The sequence below is a fragment of the Marinobacter similis genome, from assembly GCF_000830985.1.
GTDB lineage: Bacteria > Pseudomonadota > Gammaproteobacteria > Pseudomonadales > Oleiphilaceae > Marinobacter > Marinobacter similis.
In genome coordinates this window covers 3,727,810-3,742,602 of sequence record NZ_CP007151.1, presented here as the reverse complement: position 1 = coordinate 3,742,602, position 14,793 = coordinate 3,727,810, and the positions used below count along the sequence as shown (strand labels likewise).

The 14,793-nt window shown below is 58.3% G+C and carries 13 protein-coding genes and 3 pseudogenes; 6 read left to right on the top strand and 10 right to left on the bottom strand.

The window, feature by feature from the left end; translation table 11 throughout:
* Window positions 1-30: 30 nt before the first annotated feature.
* Both AU14_RS17305 and AU14_RS17300 read right to left on the bottom strand, forming a co-directional pair.
* Window positions 31-606, bottom strand: coding sequence for a hypothetical protein (locus AU14_RS17305; RefSeq protein ID WP_041342976.1), 576 nt, complete (start codon window positions 604-606; stop codon window positions 31-33).
* Window positions 599-1,942 (bottom strand): CocE/NonD family hydrolase, encoded by a 1,344-nt coding sequence (locus AU14_RS17300; protein WP_041342973.1) that lies wholly within the window; start codon window positions 1,940-1,942, stop codon window positions 599-601. Before AU14_RS17300 ends, AU14_RS17305 begins: the two co-directional genes overlap by 8 nt.
* 251 nt (window positions 1,943-2,193) lie before the next feature.
* Here AU14_RS17300 and AU14_RS17295 point away from each other — a divergent pair, with 251 nt between their 5' ends.
* The 3 genes from AU14_RS17295 to AU14_RS17285 all read left to right on the top strand — a co-directional run bounded on the left by AU14_RS17295 (window position 2,194) and on the right by AU14_RS17285 (window position 5,398).
* Window positions 2,194-3,063 (top strand): carbohydrate kinase family protein, encoded by an 870-nt coding sequence (locus tag AU14_RS17295; protein ID WP_041342970.1) that lies wholly within the window; start codon window positions 2,194-2,196, stop codon window positions 3,061-3,063.
* Between the two features lie 73 nt (window positions 3,064-3,136).
* Window positions 3,137-4,171 carry a histone deacetylase family protein gene (locus AU14_RS17290; protein ID WP_041342967.1) on the top strand — a complete coding sequence of 345 codons (1,035 nt, stop codon included), beginning with the start codon at window positions 3,137-3,139 and terminating at the stop codon, window positions 4,169-4,171.
* A 69-nt stretch (window positions 4,172-4,240) separates the two neighbouring features.
* Window positions 4,241-5,398 carry an iron-containing alcohol dehydrogenase gene (locus AU14_RS17285; RefSeq protein WP_041342964.1) on the top strand — a complete coding sequence of 386 codons (1,158 nt, stop codon included), beginning with the start codon at window positions 4,241-4,243 and terminating at the stop codon, window positions 5,396-5,398.
* Window positions 5,399-5,569: 171 nt separating this feature from the next.
* Here the strand turns inward: AU14_RS17285 and rlmE are convergent.
* Window positions 5,570-6,189: pseudogene (gene rlmE, locus AU14_RS17280) on the bottom strand (23S rRNA (uridine(2552)-2'-O)-methyltransferase RlmE).
* Window positions 6,190-6,347: 158 nt separating this feature from the next.
* Here rlmE and AU14_RS17275 point away from each other — a divergent pair.
* Window positions 6,348-7,091, top strand: coding sequence for a TrmH family RNA methyltransferase (locus tag AU14_RS17275; RefSeq protein ID WP_041342961.1), 744 nt, complete (start codon window positions 6,348-6,350; stop codon window positions 7,089-7,091).
* A 131-nt stretch (window positions 7,092-7,222) separates the two neighbouring features.
* Window positions 7,223-7,887: pseudogene (locus AU14_RS17270) on the top strand (transglutaminase-like domain-containing protein).
* Between the two features lie 89 nt (window positions 7,888-7,976).
* Here the strand turns inward: AU14_RS17270 and ahpF are convergent.
* From ahpF to AU14_RS17240, 6 genes and pseudogenes are all read right to left on the bottom strand, one after another.
* Window positions 7,977-9,562, bottom strand: a pseudogene (gene ahpF / locus AU14_RS17265) (alkyl hydroperoxide reductase subunit F).
* Between the two features lie 179 nt (window positions 9,563-9,741).
* Window positions 9,742-10,938: an HAD-IC family P-type ATPase gene (locus AU14_RS17260; protein WP_094191253.1), complete on the bottom strand. Its 1,197-nt coding sequence runs from the start codon at window positions 10,936-10,938 to the stop codon at window positions 9,742-9,744.
* A 125-nt stretch (window positions 10,939-11,063) separates the two neighbouring features.
* Entirely contained in the window at window positions 11,064-12,263 is a 1,200-nt protein-coding gene (purT, locus tag AU14_RS17255) for a formate-dependent phosphoribosylglycinamide formyltransferase (RefSeq protein ID WP_041342958.1), read from the bottom strand.
* A 44-nt stretch (window positions 12,264-12,307) separates the two neighbouring features.
* Window positions 12,308-12,490, bottom strand: coding sequence for a DUF1289 domain-containing protein (locus AU14_RS17250; RefSeq protein WP_041342955.1), 183 nt, complete (start codon window positions 12,488-12,490; stop codon window positions 12,308-12,310).
* Window positions 12,487-13,020 (bottom strand): gamma carbonic anhydrase family protein, encoded by a 534-nt coding sequence (locus AU14_RS17245; RefSeq protein WP_041344087.1) that lies wholly within the window; start codon window positions 13,018-13,020, stop codon window positions 12,487-12,489. The genes AU14_RS17250 and AU14_RS17245 overlap by 4 nt, the downstream gene beginning before the upstream one ends.
* A gap of 10 nt (window positions 13,021-13,030) precedes the next feature.
* Window positions 13,031-13,618 (bottom strand): NUDIX hydrolase, encoded by a 588-nt coding sequence (locus AU14_RS17240; RefSeq protein ID WP_041344086.1) that lies wholly within the window; start codon window positions 13,616-13,618, stop codon window positions 13,031-13,033.
* 98 nt (window positions 13,619-13,716) lie between these two features.
* On the opposite strand from AU14_RS17240, the gene AU14_RS17235 reads away from it, so the two are divergent.
* Window positions 13,717-14,271, top strand: a complete 555-nt coding sequence (locus tag AU14_RS17235) for an NUDIX hydrolase (RefSeq protein ID WP_041342952.1) — start codon at window positions 13,717-13,719, stop codon at window positions 14,269-14,271.
* Here the strand turns inward: AU14_RS17235 and AU14_RS17230 are convergent, their stop codons facing one another.
* Window positions 14,272-14,583, bottom strand: a complete 312-nt coding sequence (locus tag AU14_RS17230) for a Nif3-like dinuclear metal center hexameric protein (protein ID WP_041342949.1) — start codon at window positions 14,581-14,583, stop codon at window positions 14,272-14,274.
* Between the last annotated feature and the right edge of the window lie 210 nt (window positions 14,584-14,793).

Sequence of the window (14,793 nt, the reverse complement as noted above, 5' to 3'; positions counted from 1 at the left end):
GCTCGCCAGATGAACAAACCGCAAACGCGGTTATTGCAGGCGCGCAGTGGGGTGCCGAGACAGATCCAGTATGGGCAACTCCAGGCCCTTGAGAGTCAGATCGAACCGGTTGTTACCGTCGGCTGCCGCTGGATTGCTGACCGCGGTGTATTGGACATGGCTGGAATAGACCAGCAGGCCAACCTCATCGCCGGGCTGAAGCTGCTCACCAATACCGGCCAGCAGCACACCCGATTCGCCAATGTTGGGGTTGGACCTGTGCGTACCTTCCAGCAGCGACGTAACCTGATCGTCCACCAGGATCAGCTCACTGCCTCGCTGAATTCCGATACCGAGATAGGCCACCGGCGTGACGGTACCGGGTAGTGCGGTGTTGGCCACCGTTACCTCATCAATCCGCGGGATGCCCGCCAGAATCTCGCTATCACCAGTCACCGTATGCACAGACACAAAGGTTGGTGGTGAATCGGCAACGGGTCGGCTCACCTCGCTCGAGACCACTCGAGCCGGGACGCCACCGGTCGATACCCGCTGCGACCCGACCGGGAAGTCTTCAAGCACCAGTCCGGCCGGTTCAGCGCTATCCGCGTTCTGGGTGTCAGCCACGGAAATGCATACCGATGGAATGCTCCGATAGGCGCCGGACTCCTCGCCCTTGAGGTGAAAATCGAACCAGCTCAGGATCAGGTCGGTGCCTATCAGGCCACCACAGTTGGCACTGCCCTCGACCTGATTGGCCAACGGGTTCATGTGTCCGCCTTCGGTAGACAGAATCGACACCGGCACACCCTCGCCCGCAGCCCGCTTGAAGTAAGCCCAATTCCAATAGGCATCGGTCAGGTTGAACAGCACGTCCCGGTTGCTGCAGTAGCAGGGTGGGCACCGAGCGCGGCACAAAGGCATCACCGTTGGACGAACAACCAAGCTCGCCCGGCTGACACCAGGGCTGACCTTGCTCGGCCGAGCGCTGCAAGTGACGGGTATGACGATCAAACAGTTCGACCACCTCTGCTTCGGTGTAACCGTCGGCTTCCATGGCGCCGATCAGATCAGCCCGGGTCCGAATCAGGTTGGCTTGAAGACTGGCCGGACCCATCAGCTCGCACATCCGAGCCACCGCCGGGGTGTTAACGGTGTTCCCGGTTTCAGCCAGCAGACAGAGCAGGCCAGTAAACGAACGTTTCACGGCATCGCCAGGCAGCAAACTGTATAGCAGGCTATGCCAGGTGCCGTTCGGTACGATGGTGTCGATCCGATCATCCAGCTGCGACAAGCCAAACTGGTAGCCGCCACCATAACTGTAACCGATCAGACCCGCGTTAATATCCCTTGCTACACCGCTATCCTCCTGCCGCTCGATATGCAGACTCGGAGCCTGTTCGTAGAGCCAGTCCAGCAAATAACGGGCATCCTGGGTCTCGGCCCGGGGTGCGATGATGCGGGCATAGCCGCCACCGTTTTGCGGAGTCGAATTACCGTGGCCGCGCTCATCGAACGAGACCCCGACATAGCCGTGGCGTGGCAGCGTGGCGAAGAGTTCATCAATGGCCGGGAAATGGGGCGTGTCGGCCGCCACTGAGCCATCTTCGTCAATCTCGGAATCCAGACTGCCACTGTAACCGTGGCTCTCGATAACCACCGGGAAGCGATCCTCGGCACACCGCTCGGGCAGCATCACCGCCACATGGAACCGGGTAATATCAGCCTCGGTGGTATCGTCTGTGCGATCCCGATCGAAACTGTTGGGTAATGGACTGTCCAAGGTGTACTGACGCACCTCTGGCGGCAACGGGATTTCACAGTCTCCCAAAACGTGATCTGAATCGTCGTTCTGGTTTTCCTGCTCAACCGTAGCGTCGTCCGAACCGCCGGAACCACCACCGATGCAACCGGTCAGGGTGAAAAGCAAGAGCAATGACAAAAGTGAATTGTAGCCACGCATGTTTTTATTCTCCGAGGCGTCGTTATGGACGAGATGTCTCCGGGTAACGACGGTTATTGTTGTCATTGTTCCACGGCAAACCCGCGACTTCGGTTCCCAGAGGCCTCGAGCCTGGCCCAAAAAGCAAAGGCAGCGTTTTGTGGGATTCCGCACAGGAGTCAGCTATCAGGAGCTGGGGAGTAGGCACAGGGAGGAGCCGCCCCGCACCAGGAGCGCTAGACTTTGTCGATCCCCCGTTCAGGAGAACCGATATGCCCAAACCCATCGTGGTCATCGGCGGCGCGTCGTGGGACACCATCATCCACTTACCGACGCTGCCCGCCCCGGAACCTCAAACCATCTGGCCAGACGCCAGCTATCGAACCCTGGGCAGTACCGGGGCCGGCAAAAGCCTGAACCTGGCGGCACTGGGAAATCAGGTCGTGTTCCACACCCTGCTCGGCCAAGATGCCGAAGCTCGGCAGGTGCAGGACGCCCTGGCCCACCCCGGGCTGCAGCTACTGGTTACCGAGACTGCCACGCCGACCGAACAACACGTCAACCTGATGTCAGCCGATGGCAACCGCATTTCCCTGTTCGTGCAGCCTCCGGCTGAGCCCGACAGCCTAGACTGGGCGCCGATGCAACAACTCGCGGATGACTGCCAGCTGGCTGTAGTGAACATCCTCAGTTACACCCGATCCGCCCTGCCCTGGCTGAAGACCATGGACGTGCCCATCTGGACCGACCTGCACGATTACGACGGCACCAATCCCCATCACCAACCGTTCATCGATGCCGCCAGCGTGATCTTTCTGTCCAGCGACAACCTGCCGGACTATCGCCAGACCATGGCGCGGCTGATTAACCAAGGTAAAGAGCTGGTGGTTTGCACCCACGGTGCCGAAGGCGCCACCCTGCTGACTGCGACTGGCGAGTGGCTGGAGCAGGCAGCAATGCCCGCCAGCCAGGTGCTCGACACCAACGGCGCCGGTGATGCCTTCTTCAGTGGCTTCTTGCACCGCTATCTTGAGGGCGCAACGCTGCAAGACTGCCTACGAGCGGCAGCCATCTGTGGTGCGCTGTGCGTGGCCAGCCAGTCCCTGGTCAGCAGTGACCTGCACCCGGGGCAATTGGCGTAGCGGTCGCGAGATTTGAGCGTGATCCGGCCCTGTGCCAAAGTCTCCGGGTCATTCACTCTGGAAGCCGAGGCCCATGAAAACCGTTTTCTCCCCCCTCCATAACCGCCGCTCGGTCAAAACCGAGCTGGACGGTGGCCTGCTCATCGAGCCCCATGAAAAGCCATCCCGCGCTAACACCATCCTGGCAAGGGTGCAGGACCAGGGGCTGGGCGACGTTCTGGAACCGGACGAATTTGGCCTCGAGCCCGTGAAACGGGTACATAGCGCCGATTACGTCGAGTTCCTGGCACGCTGCTGGCAAGACTGGCTGGCCGCCGGCAAGCCGGGCGAGGCTATTCCTGCAGTCTGGTGCGGACGGGGAATGCGGGCCCGGGTGCCCAAAGACATCGACGGCCGTCTTGGGTTTTACAGTTTTGCCGCCGAAACCTCGATCTCCGATGGCACCTGGGAGGCTGCGTGCACCTCGGCCAACGTTGCCCTGACCGCACAAAAGCTGGTCGCCGGTGGTGAGCGGGCCGCGTTTGCCCTGTGCCGGCCACCCGGGCACCATGCCCATGCCGATCTGTTTGGCGGTTACTGCTTCTTCAACAACGCTGCCATTGTGGCCCAAGCCTTCCGGGACCAGGGCGCGGAACGGGTGGCGGTTCTCGATGTCGATTTCCATCACGGCAACGGTACCCAGGCCATCTTCTACCAGCGCCAGGATGTGCTGACGCTAAGCCTGCATGGCGATCCGGATCTGGTCTTCCCGCATTTCCTGGGTTTTGAAGATGAAACCGGGGAAGGTGCCGGTGAAGGTTACAACCTCAACATCGTCTACCCGCCGGGCACCCCTTACAGCGTCTGGAATCAGGGTCTGGAAACCGCGTGTCAGCGGATCGCCGAATACCAGCCGGACGCGTTGGTGGTCGCCCTGGGCGTGGATACCTTTGAGCACGACCCGATCTCCTTTTTCAAGCTGAAATCCTCCGACTACCTCAGCCTCGGTCAGCGCATCGCCCAACTGGGCCTGCCCACAGTGTTCACCATGGAGGGCGGTTACGATGTCGAGGCCATTGGCGTCAACGCAGTCAATGTCTTGCAAGGCTTTGAGCATACGCAGGAATAACTACTAGACGACCGGTCTAATTGAAACTAGGATGCAGCCCTCTTTGAAACAACACTGGGGCAGCAGCCGATGAACAGTTTCGATTTCTACAATCCGACGCACATTGCTTTCGGTGAAGGCAAGATCGCCGATCTGAACAAGCTGGTACCGGCCGAAGCACGGGTACTGGTGTTGTTTGGCGGTGAAAGCGCACGTCGGACCGGCACCCTGGATGAAGTAACCACAGCCCTGGGCGAGCGCCAGGTCACGCTGTTTGGCGGCATCGAGCCGAACCCGAGCTTCGAAACCCTGATGGAAGCCGTGGCTCAGGTACGTGAACAGGGCGTGGATTACCTGCTGGCTGTCGGCGGCGGCTCAGTCATCGACGGCACCAAGTTTGTTGCCGCAGCCTCTGTTTTCGAAGGCGATGAGTGGGAAATTCTGACCCAGGGTGGCCGCAACATTGAGCGGGCGCTGCCGTTCGGTTCCGTGCTGACCCTGCCGGCAACCGGCTCGGAAATGAACAAGGGTGCTGTGGTTACCCGCAAGTCCTTGAAAGCCAAGCTGCCGTTCCACAGCAATCACGTGTTCCCGGCCTTCTCGATACTGGATCCAACCAAGACCTACACCTTACCCCTGCGTCAGGTTGGCAATGGCGTGGTTGACGCATTCGTACACGTGGTCGAGCAGTACCTGACTTACCCTGCCCAGGCTCCGGTCCAGGATCGCTTTGCCGAAGGCCTGTTGCAGACCCTGGTCGAAATTGGCCCCCAGACCCTGGCCGAGCCGGAAAACTATCAGGTTCGGGCAAGCATGATGTGGACCGCTACCCTGGCCCTGAACGGCCTGATTGGCAGCGGTGTACCCCAGGATTGGGCCACCCACATGCTCGGCCACGAGCTGACCGCCCTGCATAACCTGGATCACGCCCAGACCCTGGCTATCGTGCTGCCGGCCATGCTGCGTGAGCGCAAGGCCGCCAAGCTCGACAAGCTGGTCCAGTACGGTGAGCGGGTGTGGAACATTCGCGACGGCAGTGCCGAGGACAAAGCCGAGGCCGCCATCGCCAAGACCGAGGCCTTCTTCGAATCACTTGGGGTGAAAACCCGCCTGAGCGACTACGACCTTGGCGAGCAGCACATTGAACCGCTGATCGCGAGTCTGGAAAGCCACGGCATGGTGAAACTGGGTGAGCACGGCGATGTCACGCCTGAGGTGTGCCGCCGCGTCCTGCAGGCCAGCTTGTAATCGCTACGGATTAGCAGATATTTCGGCGGCGGATGAGTGTTCCGTCACAAGCCGCATCCGCCCTCCAGCACACGAGCGACACGTGCAATGTCTTCCTTTTTGGGGCTCTGGTTTTCAGGTGCCCTTTTTTTAGGCCCGTTTTTTATGCCTGCTTTATCAGCCGGGGCCGGCTCAGCCCTTGAAGCCCTTGCCCAGGATATAGACCTCTCGGGAGCGGGCCCGGGATGAATCCGGCTTGCGCACCACCACCTTGTCGAACACCGCCCGTACCGATTTCAGGTACTCGTCATAGCCTTCACCCTGAAACACCTTGGCCAGGAAGTTGCCTTTCGGTTTGAGCACCTGGCAGGCCATGTCCAGTGCCAGTTCCACCAGATACATGGAAGACGCCTGGTCGGCCACCGTCACGCCACTGATGTTCGGGGCCATATCGGATATCACCACATCCACCGGGGCGTCGCCCAGAGTAGTCATGATGGCATCGAACACATCATTTTCGGTGAAGTCACCCTGAATAAACTCGACCCCGGCAATGGCGTCCATCTCCAGGATGTCCGAGGCAATGACCCGGCCTTGTGGCCCACGAGATTGGCCGCCACCTGCGACCAGCCACCCGGTGCCGAACCCAGGTCCATGACCACCATGTTGGGGTGGATCAAACGGTCCTTCTTGTTGATCTCCAGGAGCTTGTAACTGGCCCGGGAGCGATAGCCGTCCACCTGCGCCTGTTTCACGAAGGGGTCGTTCACATGCTCTTCAAGCCAGCGGTTACTGCTTTTGGATCGGGCCATAGGACTCATCAATAGCGGGGGAAACGGTCTGTTATTGTACGTGCCGGGCACCGTCCCGGCAAAATCCTGACATCCGCCGCCGGCGCACGTACAATCGGCTCATTCCAGCTCCCACCTCGACCGCCTGCGCGGCTCGGGCGCAGCCACGGGCGACCATTGTGAAACTGAACGACATTCGAAAACTGCACCAGAAAAAGTACCGCCAGGAATTCAGGCATTACCTGGTCGAGGGCGAACATCTGGTGCTGGAACTGCAGAAAGCCGTCGCCCAGCAGCCGGCGCTGGTGAGCGCGGAGCTTTACGTGACCGCGGCTTACGAACACTGGCAGAGCCCGTTCACCACGCACCTGGTCAGCGACCGCCAGATGGCTCAATTGGCCGACACCCGCACGCCCCAGGGCATTCTCGCGGTGGTTGCCATGCCAGAAGCAAACCAGGGCGCAGCGGTACCATCCAATGCCGGCGAGCGGGCGGTGTACCTGCACGAGGTTCAGGATCCTGGCAATCTCGGGACTATTTTGCGCACCCTGGCCTGGTTCGGCGGCTTTCGCTGCCTGCTCAGCCCCGGCAGTGTCGATCCGTATAATCCCAAGGTGGTGCGCGCCAGCATGGGCGCACTGTTTCATATTCCGCTGGAAACCGAGGTAAGCCTGGAGCAGCTCGCAGGCCGCTACCAGCGCATTGCCTGCCTCGACCTGAATGGCGCCGCCCTAACCTCAGCCGAGTTCCCCCAACACGACTGTTTCCTGTTCGGCAACGAGGCCCGGGGTGTGCCCCGGAGCGCACTGGAAGAGCTCGGTGCCGTGCCCTACACCATTGCCGGACAGGGGGCGATTGAATCGCTGAACCTGGCCACCTCGGTGAACATCTGCGCCTACGAACTGAACCGGGGCGCCTCCTGAGAACCTCCCGTAACCCAACTGCGACCTGAGCTAATCCGGCAATCACTGTGGTGGATTTCGTCATTGCTTGTAGCAAGCTAATTGGCGAAGATGAGGGCCTGATGCCCTAACCCCCGGATGGATGCCCGCCCATGGACCAGTATCTACAACCCACCGAGTTCTTTGACTACGAAAACCCGGAGCTCAAGAGCTGGATAGCCGAGCAGTTGCAAGGCGTGCCCGATGATCCGGTGGAACAGATCAAGCGCTCTACCTCGCAGTTCGGGACCAGGTCAGCTACAACCCGTACGTATTCCGGACTGATCCGAACACCTTCAGTGCCAGCCACGCCCTTTTCAGCGGCGAGTCCTACTGTATTCCGAAAGCGGTTCTGCTAGGCGCGGCGGCCCGTTCACTGGGCATTCCCAGCCGGCTGGGGTTGGCCGACGTCCGCAATCACCTGTCCAGCCCGAAGCTGATCGAGTGGCTGCAGTCGGATATTTTCCGCATGCACGGCTTTATTGAGCTGTATCTGAATGGCCGCTGGATAAAAGCAACACCGGCGTTTAACCGGCAGCTGTGCGAATTGATGAAGGTGGCGCCACTGGAGTTCGATGGCGTTCATGATTCGGTCTTCCAGGAATACACCGACGCCGGTCAGGCCTACATGGAGTACGTCAACGACCACGGCGTGTTCGACGACGTGCCCCACGCCTTTATCGTTGCCGGCATCAAGCAAGCCTATCCGCACCTGTTCGGAGAAGGGGCCAGCGCGAACATCAACCAGGGCAGCCTGCAGGCCGATATCGAGCAATAATCGGCGATAGCAACCCATAAAAAAAGGCACCGGATCGCTCCGGTGCCTTTTGCTCTCTCATCAGGCTTGTCAGGTGATGTTCACCCGATTCAGGCCGCCTGTTCCTCGTCGTCTTCCACCGAATTCCGGATCAGAAAGTCGAAGGCGCTGAGTGCTGCTTTCGAGCCTTCGCCCATGGAGATGACGATCTGCTTGTACGGCACAGTGGTAGCGTCGCCGGCCGCGAAGACACCCGGATGGAGGTCTCATTGCGATCGTTGACCACGATTTCACCGTGCTGGCTGAGCTCAATGTCGCCCTTCAACCACTCGGTGTTCGGCACCAGACCGATCTGGATGAACACCCCTTCCAGGGCCACGTGGTGCTCTTCACCAGTATTTCGGTCCTTATAGTTAAGACCGCTCACCTTGCCATTTTCACCAGTGATCTCGGTGGTCTGACCCGAGGTGATGATTTCCACGTTCTTCAAGCTGCGCAGCTTCTTCTGCAACACCTCATCGGCGCGCATCTCGGCGCCAAACTCAATCAGGGTCACATGCCCAACGATACCCGCCAGATCGATGGCCGCCTCAACACCGGAGTTACCGCCACCGATCACTGAGACACGCTTGCCCTTGAACAGCGGGCCATCGCAGTGCGGGCAGTAGGCCACACCCTTGTTCCGGTACTCTTCCTCACCCGGAACACCAATCTGGCGCCAGCGGGCACCGGTAGACAGTACCAGCGTGCGGGCCTTCAGGGAGCCGCCATTGGCCAGACGGATTTCGTGGGGCATACCCGGTTTGGCGGCCGGAATCAGCTTCTCGGCGCGCTGCATGTTCATGATGTCGACATCATATTCCTTGACGTGCTGCTCCATGGCACCGACCAGTTTGGGGCCTTCGGTGTAGGGCACCGAGATCAGGTTTTCGATACCCATGGTATCCGCTACCTGGCCGCCAAAGCGCTCCGCAGCGATACCGGTGGAGATACCCTTCCGGGAGGCATAGATCGCCGCCGAGGCACCAGCAGGGCCACCGCCAACCACCAACACTTCAAAGGTGTCCTTCTGGTTGATCTTCTCGGCTTCTTTCTCGTCGGACTTAGTGTCCAGACGGGCCACGATCTCTTCCAGGGTCATGCGACCCTGACCCCAGGATTCGCCGTTCAGGTAAACGCTGGGCACGGCCATGACTTCCCGCTGCTCCACTTCGTCCTGGAACAGTGCGCCGTCGATAGCGGTGTGTTTGATGTTCGGGTTCAACACACTCATCAGGTTCAGAGCCTGCACCACGTCCGGGCAGTTCTGGCACGACAGCGAGAAGTAGGTTTCGAACTCGAATGAGCCGTCCAGCTCCTGCACCTGCTCGATCACTTCCTGAGCCGCTTTGGAGGGATGGCCGCCTACCTGGAGCAATGCCAATACCAGCGAAGTGAACTCGTGCCCCATAGGAATACCGGCAAAGCGCACACCAATGTCGGAGCCGATGCGGTTAATCGCAAATGACGGCCGACGCACGTCGGTGGCGTCTTCGGTCCGCAGACTGATCTTGTCTGACATGGGCTCGAGTTCTTCCAGCAACTGCTTCAGTTCCTGAGACTTGTCGCTATCGTCGTAGGCCGCAACCAGCTCGATCGGCTGCTGCAGCTTGTCCATATAGGCTTTCAGTTGCTCCTTGATACCGGCATCCAACATGTATTCGTTCCTCTCTAGGTCAGCGTGACACCAAGTCACTGAATTCAATACGGGTTAAAAATCAACGTGGGGCAACAATAAGGCTTGCCCGGCGCACGCTCAAATTGATTGCCCCAAACTGTTTGATAGAGAGATGCTATACGAAGCTAAAGCATCATTAAGATTACCCCTGCCAGCAATCACTCACGCCCCTTGGTCAACCGCAATCGGAGCTGCTTTTCCAGCTCGATCACGACGAACAGCGCTGCGCCTATCAACAGGCTGAACAACATCTCCGGGCCCGGCACCGGGGCGGTGGCGAAAACCCGCTGAAGCAGGGGCAGATAGGTGAGGCCAAGCTGACCGACCAGCACTGCGGCAATGGCGAGCCACACCAGCCGGGTCGCCATCAGTTTTCCCCAAGTGAGCGCGACCGTATCCTTGTTGCGAATAAACAACAGATAAAAAGCCTGCATTGCCACCAGCGTATTCATCGCCATGGTCTGGGCTATCTCGACCGAGTGTCCCTGGTTGATGGCAAAACGGAAGATGCCGAAAACACCCATCAGAAACAGGACGGCCACCAGCACAATGTGCCAAACCAGACTTCGACTCAGTAGAGGCTCGGAGCGCTCGCGCGGCGGTCGCTGCATGATATCGGCTTCACTTGCCTCAAATGCCAGGGCAATGCCCAGAGTGACTGCCGTAACCATGTTCACCCAGAGAATCTGGATCGGGGTGATGGGCAGAGTCAGACCCGCCAGCAGTGCCCAGACAATCACCGAAGCCTCACCGGCGTTCGTCGGCAGGGTCCAACTGATGACCTTGCGAATATTGTCGTGGATGGTTCGCCCTTCCCGCACGGCAACCACAATAGAGGCAAAGTTGTCATCCGCCAGCACCAGCTCGGAAGCTTCCTTGGCTGCTTCACTGCCCTTGCAACCCATGGCAACGCCAATGTCTGCCCGCTTCAGGGCCGGCGCATCATTGACGCCATCACCGGTCATCGCCACGGTTTCTTGCTGGGCCTGTAAGGCAATCACCAGGCGTAGCTTGTGCTCCGGGCTGGTGCGGGCGAAGACATCGGTATCAATTGCCGCGGAGGCCAGCTGCTGATCCGTGAGCTGGTCCAGATCAGCCCCGGTCAGCACCCGCTCCGGGTTTTCCAGTCCAACCTCGTCGGCAATAGCCCGGGCCGTGTCGGCGTGGTCACCGGTAATCATCTTGACCCGAATACCGGCACTCTGACACTCGGCCACAGCTTTGATGGCCTCGCTCCGTGGCGGGTCAATGAGCCCAACCAGCCCGAGAAACACCAGCCCCTCAGCAAGTTTCAAACGGTTGCCTTCCTCGGTAGCCGCTGTGTCAGTGGCTTGTCCCTCAGAAGAGATGCGCATTCTACAGACCTGCTCTGAGGTGTCAACGGTTGGTTTTAACTTTTTTCAAAAACCGTTTCTGACCGCCTCAAACTACCCTCTTACAGAGCTCTCTATCATAGACCACTATAGACAGCCCCGCCTCACTAGAGTTCCACCTTGACGGCCGCCACTGCCGCACGCGCTCGATCTCGCGCCTGTTCTACGGTTTCCCCACGAGCCAGAGCCACACCCATGCGCCGACGCCCCTTCAATTCCGGCTTAGCAAACAGGCGCAATTGGGTGTCTGCCTGAGTCAAGGCATTTTCCAGACCGGAGAAACGAACGTTGTCAGACTCGCCCTCGGGCAGGATAACCGCAGAGGCCGACGGGCCATTCTGCCTGATCGCCGGAATCGGCAAACCAAGGATCGCTCTTGCATGAAGGGCAAACTCGGACAGTTCCTGGGAAACCAGAGTAACAAGACCGGTGTCGTGGGGACGCGGTGAGACTTCCGAGAACCAGACCTCGTCGCCTTTAACAAACAGCTCTACACCATACAGCCCGTAGCCACCGAGATTGTCGACAACAGCACGGGCGATCTCCATCGAACGGTCCAGCGCCAACGGCGACATTGGCTGGGGCTGCCAGGACTCCCGGTAATCACCATCTTCCTGGCGATGCCCGATCGGATCACAGAAAGAAACGCCATCGCGATGCTTCACTGTCAGCAGGGTGATCTCGTAATCGAAATCGACAAAGCCTTCGACAATCACCCGCCCCTTGCCGGCACGCCCACCGGACTGGGCATAATCCCAGGCAGCATCCACACTATCTTCACTCTTTACTGTGCTCTGGCCCTTACCGGACGAACTCATTACCGGTTTGACCACAAGAGGAAGGCCTACTTCCTTAATAGCAGCGAGATATTCATCCCGGGTGCCGGCAAACCGGTAAGGTGAGGTAGGCAACCCAAGCTCCTCAGCGGCAAGCCTGCGGATACCCTCGCGGTTCATGGTCAAATTGACCGCACGAGCGGTTGGGATTACCCGATAACCCTCATCCTCCAACTTCACCAACTCTGGCGTCGCGATGGCTTCGATCTCAGGAACAATAAGCTGGGGCTGCTCCTGTTCAATCACCCGACGCAGACTGGCGGCATCCAGCATATCAATGACGTGACTACGGTGTGCCACCTGCATGGCGGGCGCATTGGCATAGCGGTCAACGGCAATCACTTCCACACCATAACGCTGGAGCTCAATCACCACCTCTTTACCCAACTCGCCTGCGCCGCAGAACAGAACCTTGAATGCGCCTTCTTTATAGGGAGTGCCGATTCGAACCGTGCTGGTTGTTTCTGTCATGCCTGAACCTGTTCTTCAGTTAAAGGGAGTTTTTGCGGCCTGGGTCACAGCGCCACGTTTTCTTCGCGCACAGCTACTTGGCGCAGCACTTCCCTGCGCTCTTCGTTGGTCATTTGTGTCCAGCGAAGGATTTCATCACCGGTACGCTGACAACCAATGCACATATCGTTTTCATCGAGGGCGCACACCTGAACACAGGGTGAGCGCACTTTATCGGCCACACTCATCGGGACGGCTCACAAGGTTTCAGCTTGGCCAGGTAACGAGCGCCGTTCTGCACATAGTGTTCCGCACTCATCTCCAGCATCTTTTTCTGATTGTCATTCAACTCTCGTTTGATCTTGCCGGGCGAGCCAACCACCATCGATCCATCAGGAATCTCCATGCCTTCAGGAATCAAGGTATTGGCTCCGATCAGACAGTGCTTGCCAATCTTTGCGCCGTTGAGCACTACCGCGTTAATGCCAATCAGGCTGTAATCGCCGATATCGCAGCCATGCAGCATGACCTTGTGGCCAACGGTAACGCCCCGCCCCAGAGTCAGCGGAATACCCGGATCGGTATGCAGCACCGAGCCATCCTGAACATTACTTTCCGGGCCAATCGTGATCAGCTCGTTGTCACCACGGATAACCACGTTGAACCAGACACTCGATTTTTCCATCAAGCGCACACTTCCTATAACTGATGCGTTATCCGCAACAAACTGACCTTCACCACTCAGTTCGGGAATACGCGTATCCAGCTCGTAAAACATGTCAGCCTCCTTAGCCTTCACTGGGCGGTTCCAGCAAATCGATACCGGCATCGTACACAGCGTTCATAAAATCAACCAGAACCACCGCCGACAACCCCCATATCTGATAACGATCCCAACGATAACAAGGCACGTAAAATGTGTGATTAAGGAAGTTCAGCGCGTCCGTACGCTCACGCCGATCTTCAAGTAAAAACGACAAAGGAACACGAAATACGCTCTCAATCTCATGTGGATTGGGTGCCATGGGGTGGTCCACGGGTATTACGCCGACATAAGGTGTGACCAGAATGCCGTATCGGGACATCACTTGGCTCAAGGGGGCTATGATCTGCACCTGCTCCGGAGGCAAGCCGATTTCTTCGTGAGTTTCCCGAAGCGCGGTGGCTGCCAGCGATGGATCCCCCGGATCCCGCTTGCCGCCGGGATAGGCAACCTGGCCCCGATGAGTGTTCAGATTCGAGGACCTCAACGTAAAGATCATTTCCGGGTTACGATGATCGTCTGTAATAGGTACGAGGACGCCGGCTTCCGGATAATCCAGTGCCAGCTGCCTGGGTGCATAGCCCGCCAGACGTTCGGCAAGTAAATCGCGCAAATTGTTGCTCCAGGAGTACATCGCAGGTTGCATGAGACAGAGGCAGCCACGATCGTTAAACTGACTACCAAACCAATTTCCAGTATACGGGGAAACACATGAAGTACTGCAGCACATGCGGCCATCTGGTTGAACAACGCATCCCCGAGGGCGACAACCGCCACCGCTATGTTTGCGTAAGCTGCGAGACCATACATTACCAGAACCCTCGCATTGTCGCCGGCACGGTTCCCATCTGGCAGGGCAAGATCTTGCTGTGCCGCCGTGCCATCGAACCCCGGTACGGCTACTGGACTACCAGCAGCTTCATGGAAAACGCCGAGACAACCATAGAGGCCGCTGAACGGGAAACACGGGAAGAGGCCCTGGCCGAGGTCGACATCGAGGGTCTGTACTCGATCATCGATGTGCCTCATATCAACCAGGTCCACATGTTCTACCGCGCCACCCTGAAAAACGGCGAATTCGGTGCGGGCGAGGAATCGCTGGAAACCCAGCTGTTCGCCCTTGATGACATTCCGTGGAACGAACTCTCATTCCCAACGGTCCGCAAAACCCTGGAACTGTTTCTTGAGGACTTCAGGAAAGAGTCCTATGGCGTCCACGTGCAGGACATCCGACACCCGATGTCCCCATCAGCCCGCCGGGACTGATTACAGCGCCTCGATTCGATACACCTCGTAGGCAGGCTCTTCATAGGGATGGGCCTGCTTCAGCGCCTTCAGCGCCTCACCGACCAGAGCGTCTTCACACACCAGCTCTACCTTGTACTCCGCTACTACCTCCAGCTCACCCTGATTGCCAAGGAAAGGATCGCTGCCTGCCAGCGGTCGAAACTGACCCTGCCCCAAAGATTGCCAGGCGCAGCTGTCGTAATCACCGATCCGGCCTGCACCGGAATTGAACAGTGCATTCTTGGTCTGCTCCAAATGAGTCTCGGGCACGAAATAGCACAATTTATACATCGAATTCTCCCTGAATACTCGGACATTTTTTGTACAGATTAATGGCTTAGAGACTTACCCACAGAATCTGTGGATAACTCTGGGGAAAGTTTTTGGGAACACGCCCCAAAACCCCGGAATTACTGCACTTCTGTCAAATTGGCGACAAAATCACCCGATTACTTTTATCTTTATTTATCAACACCTTATATTCTACGCACAAAAATTGAA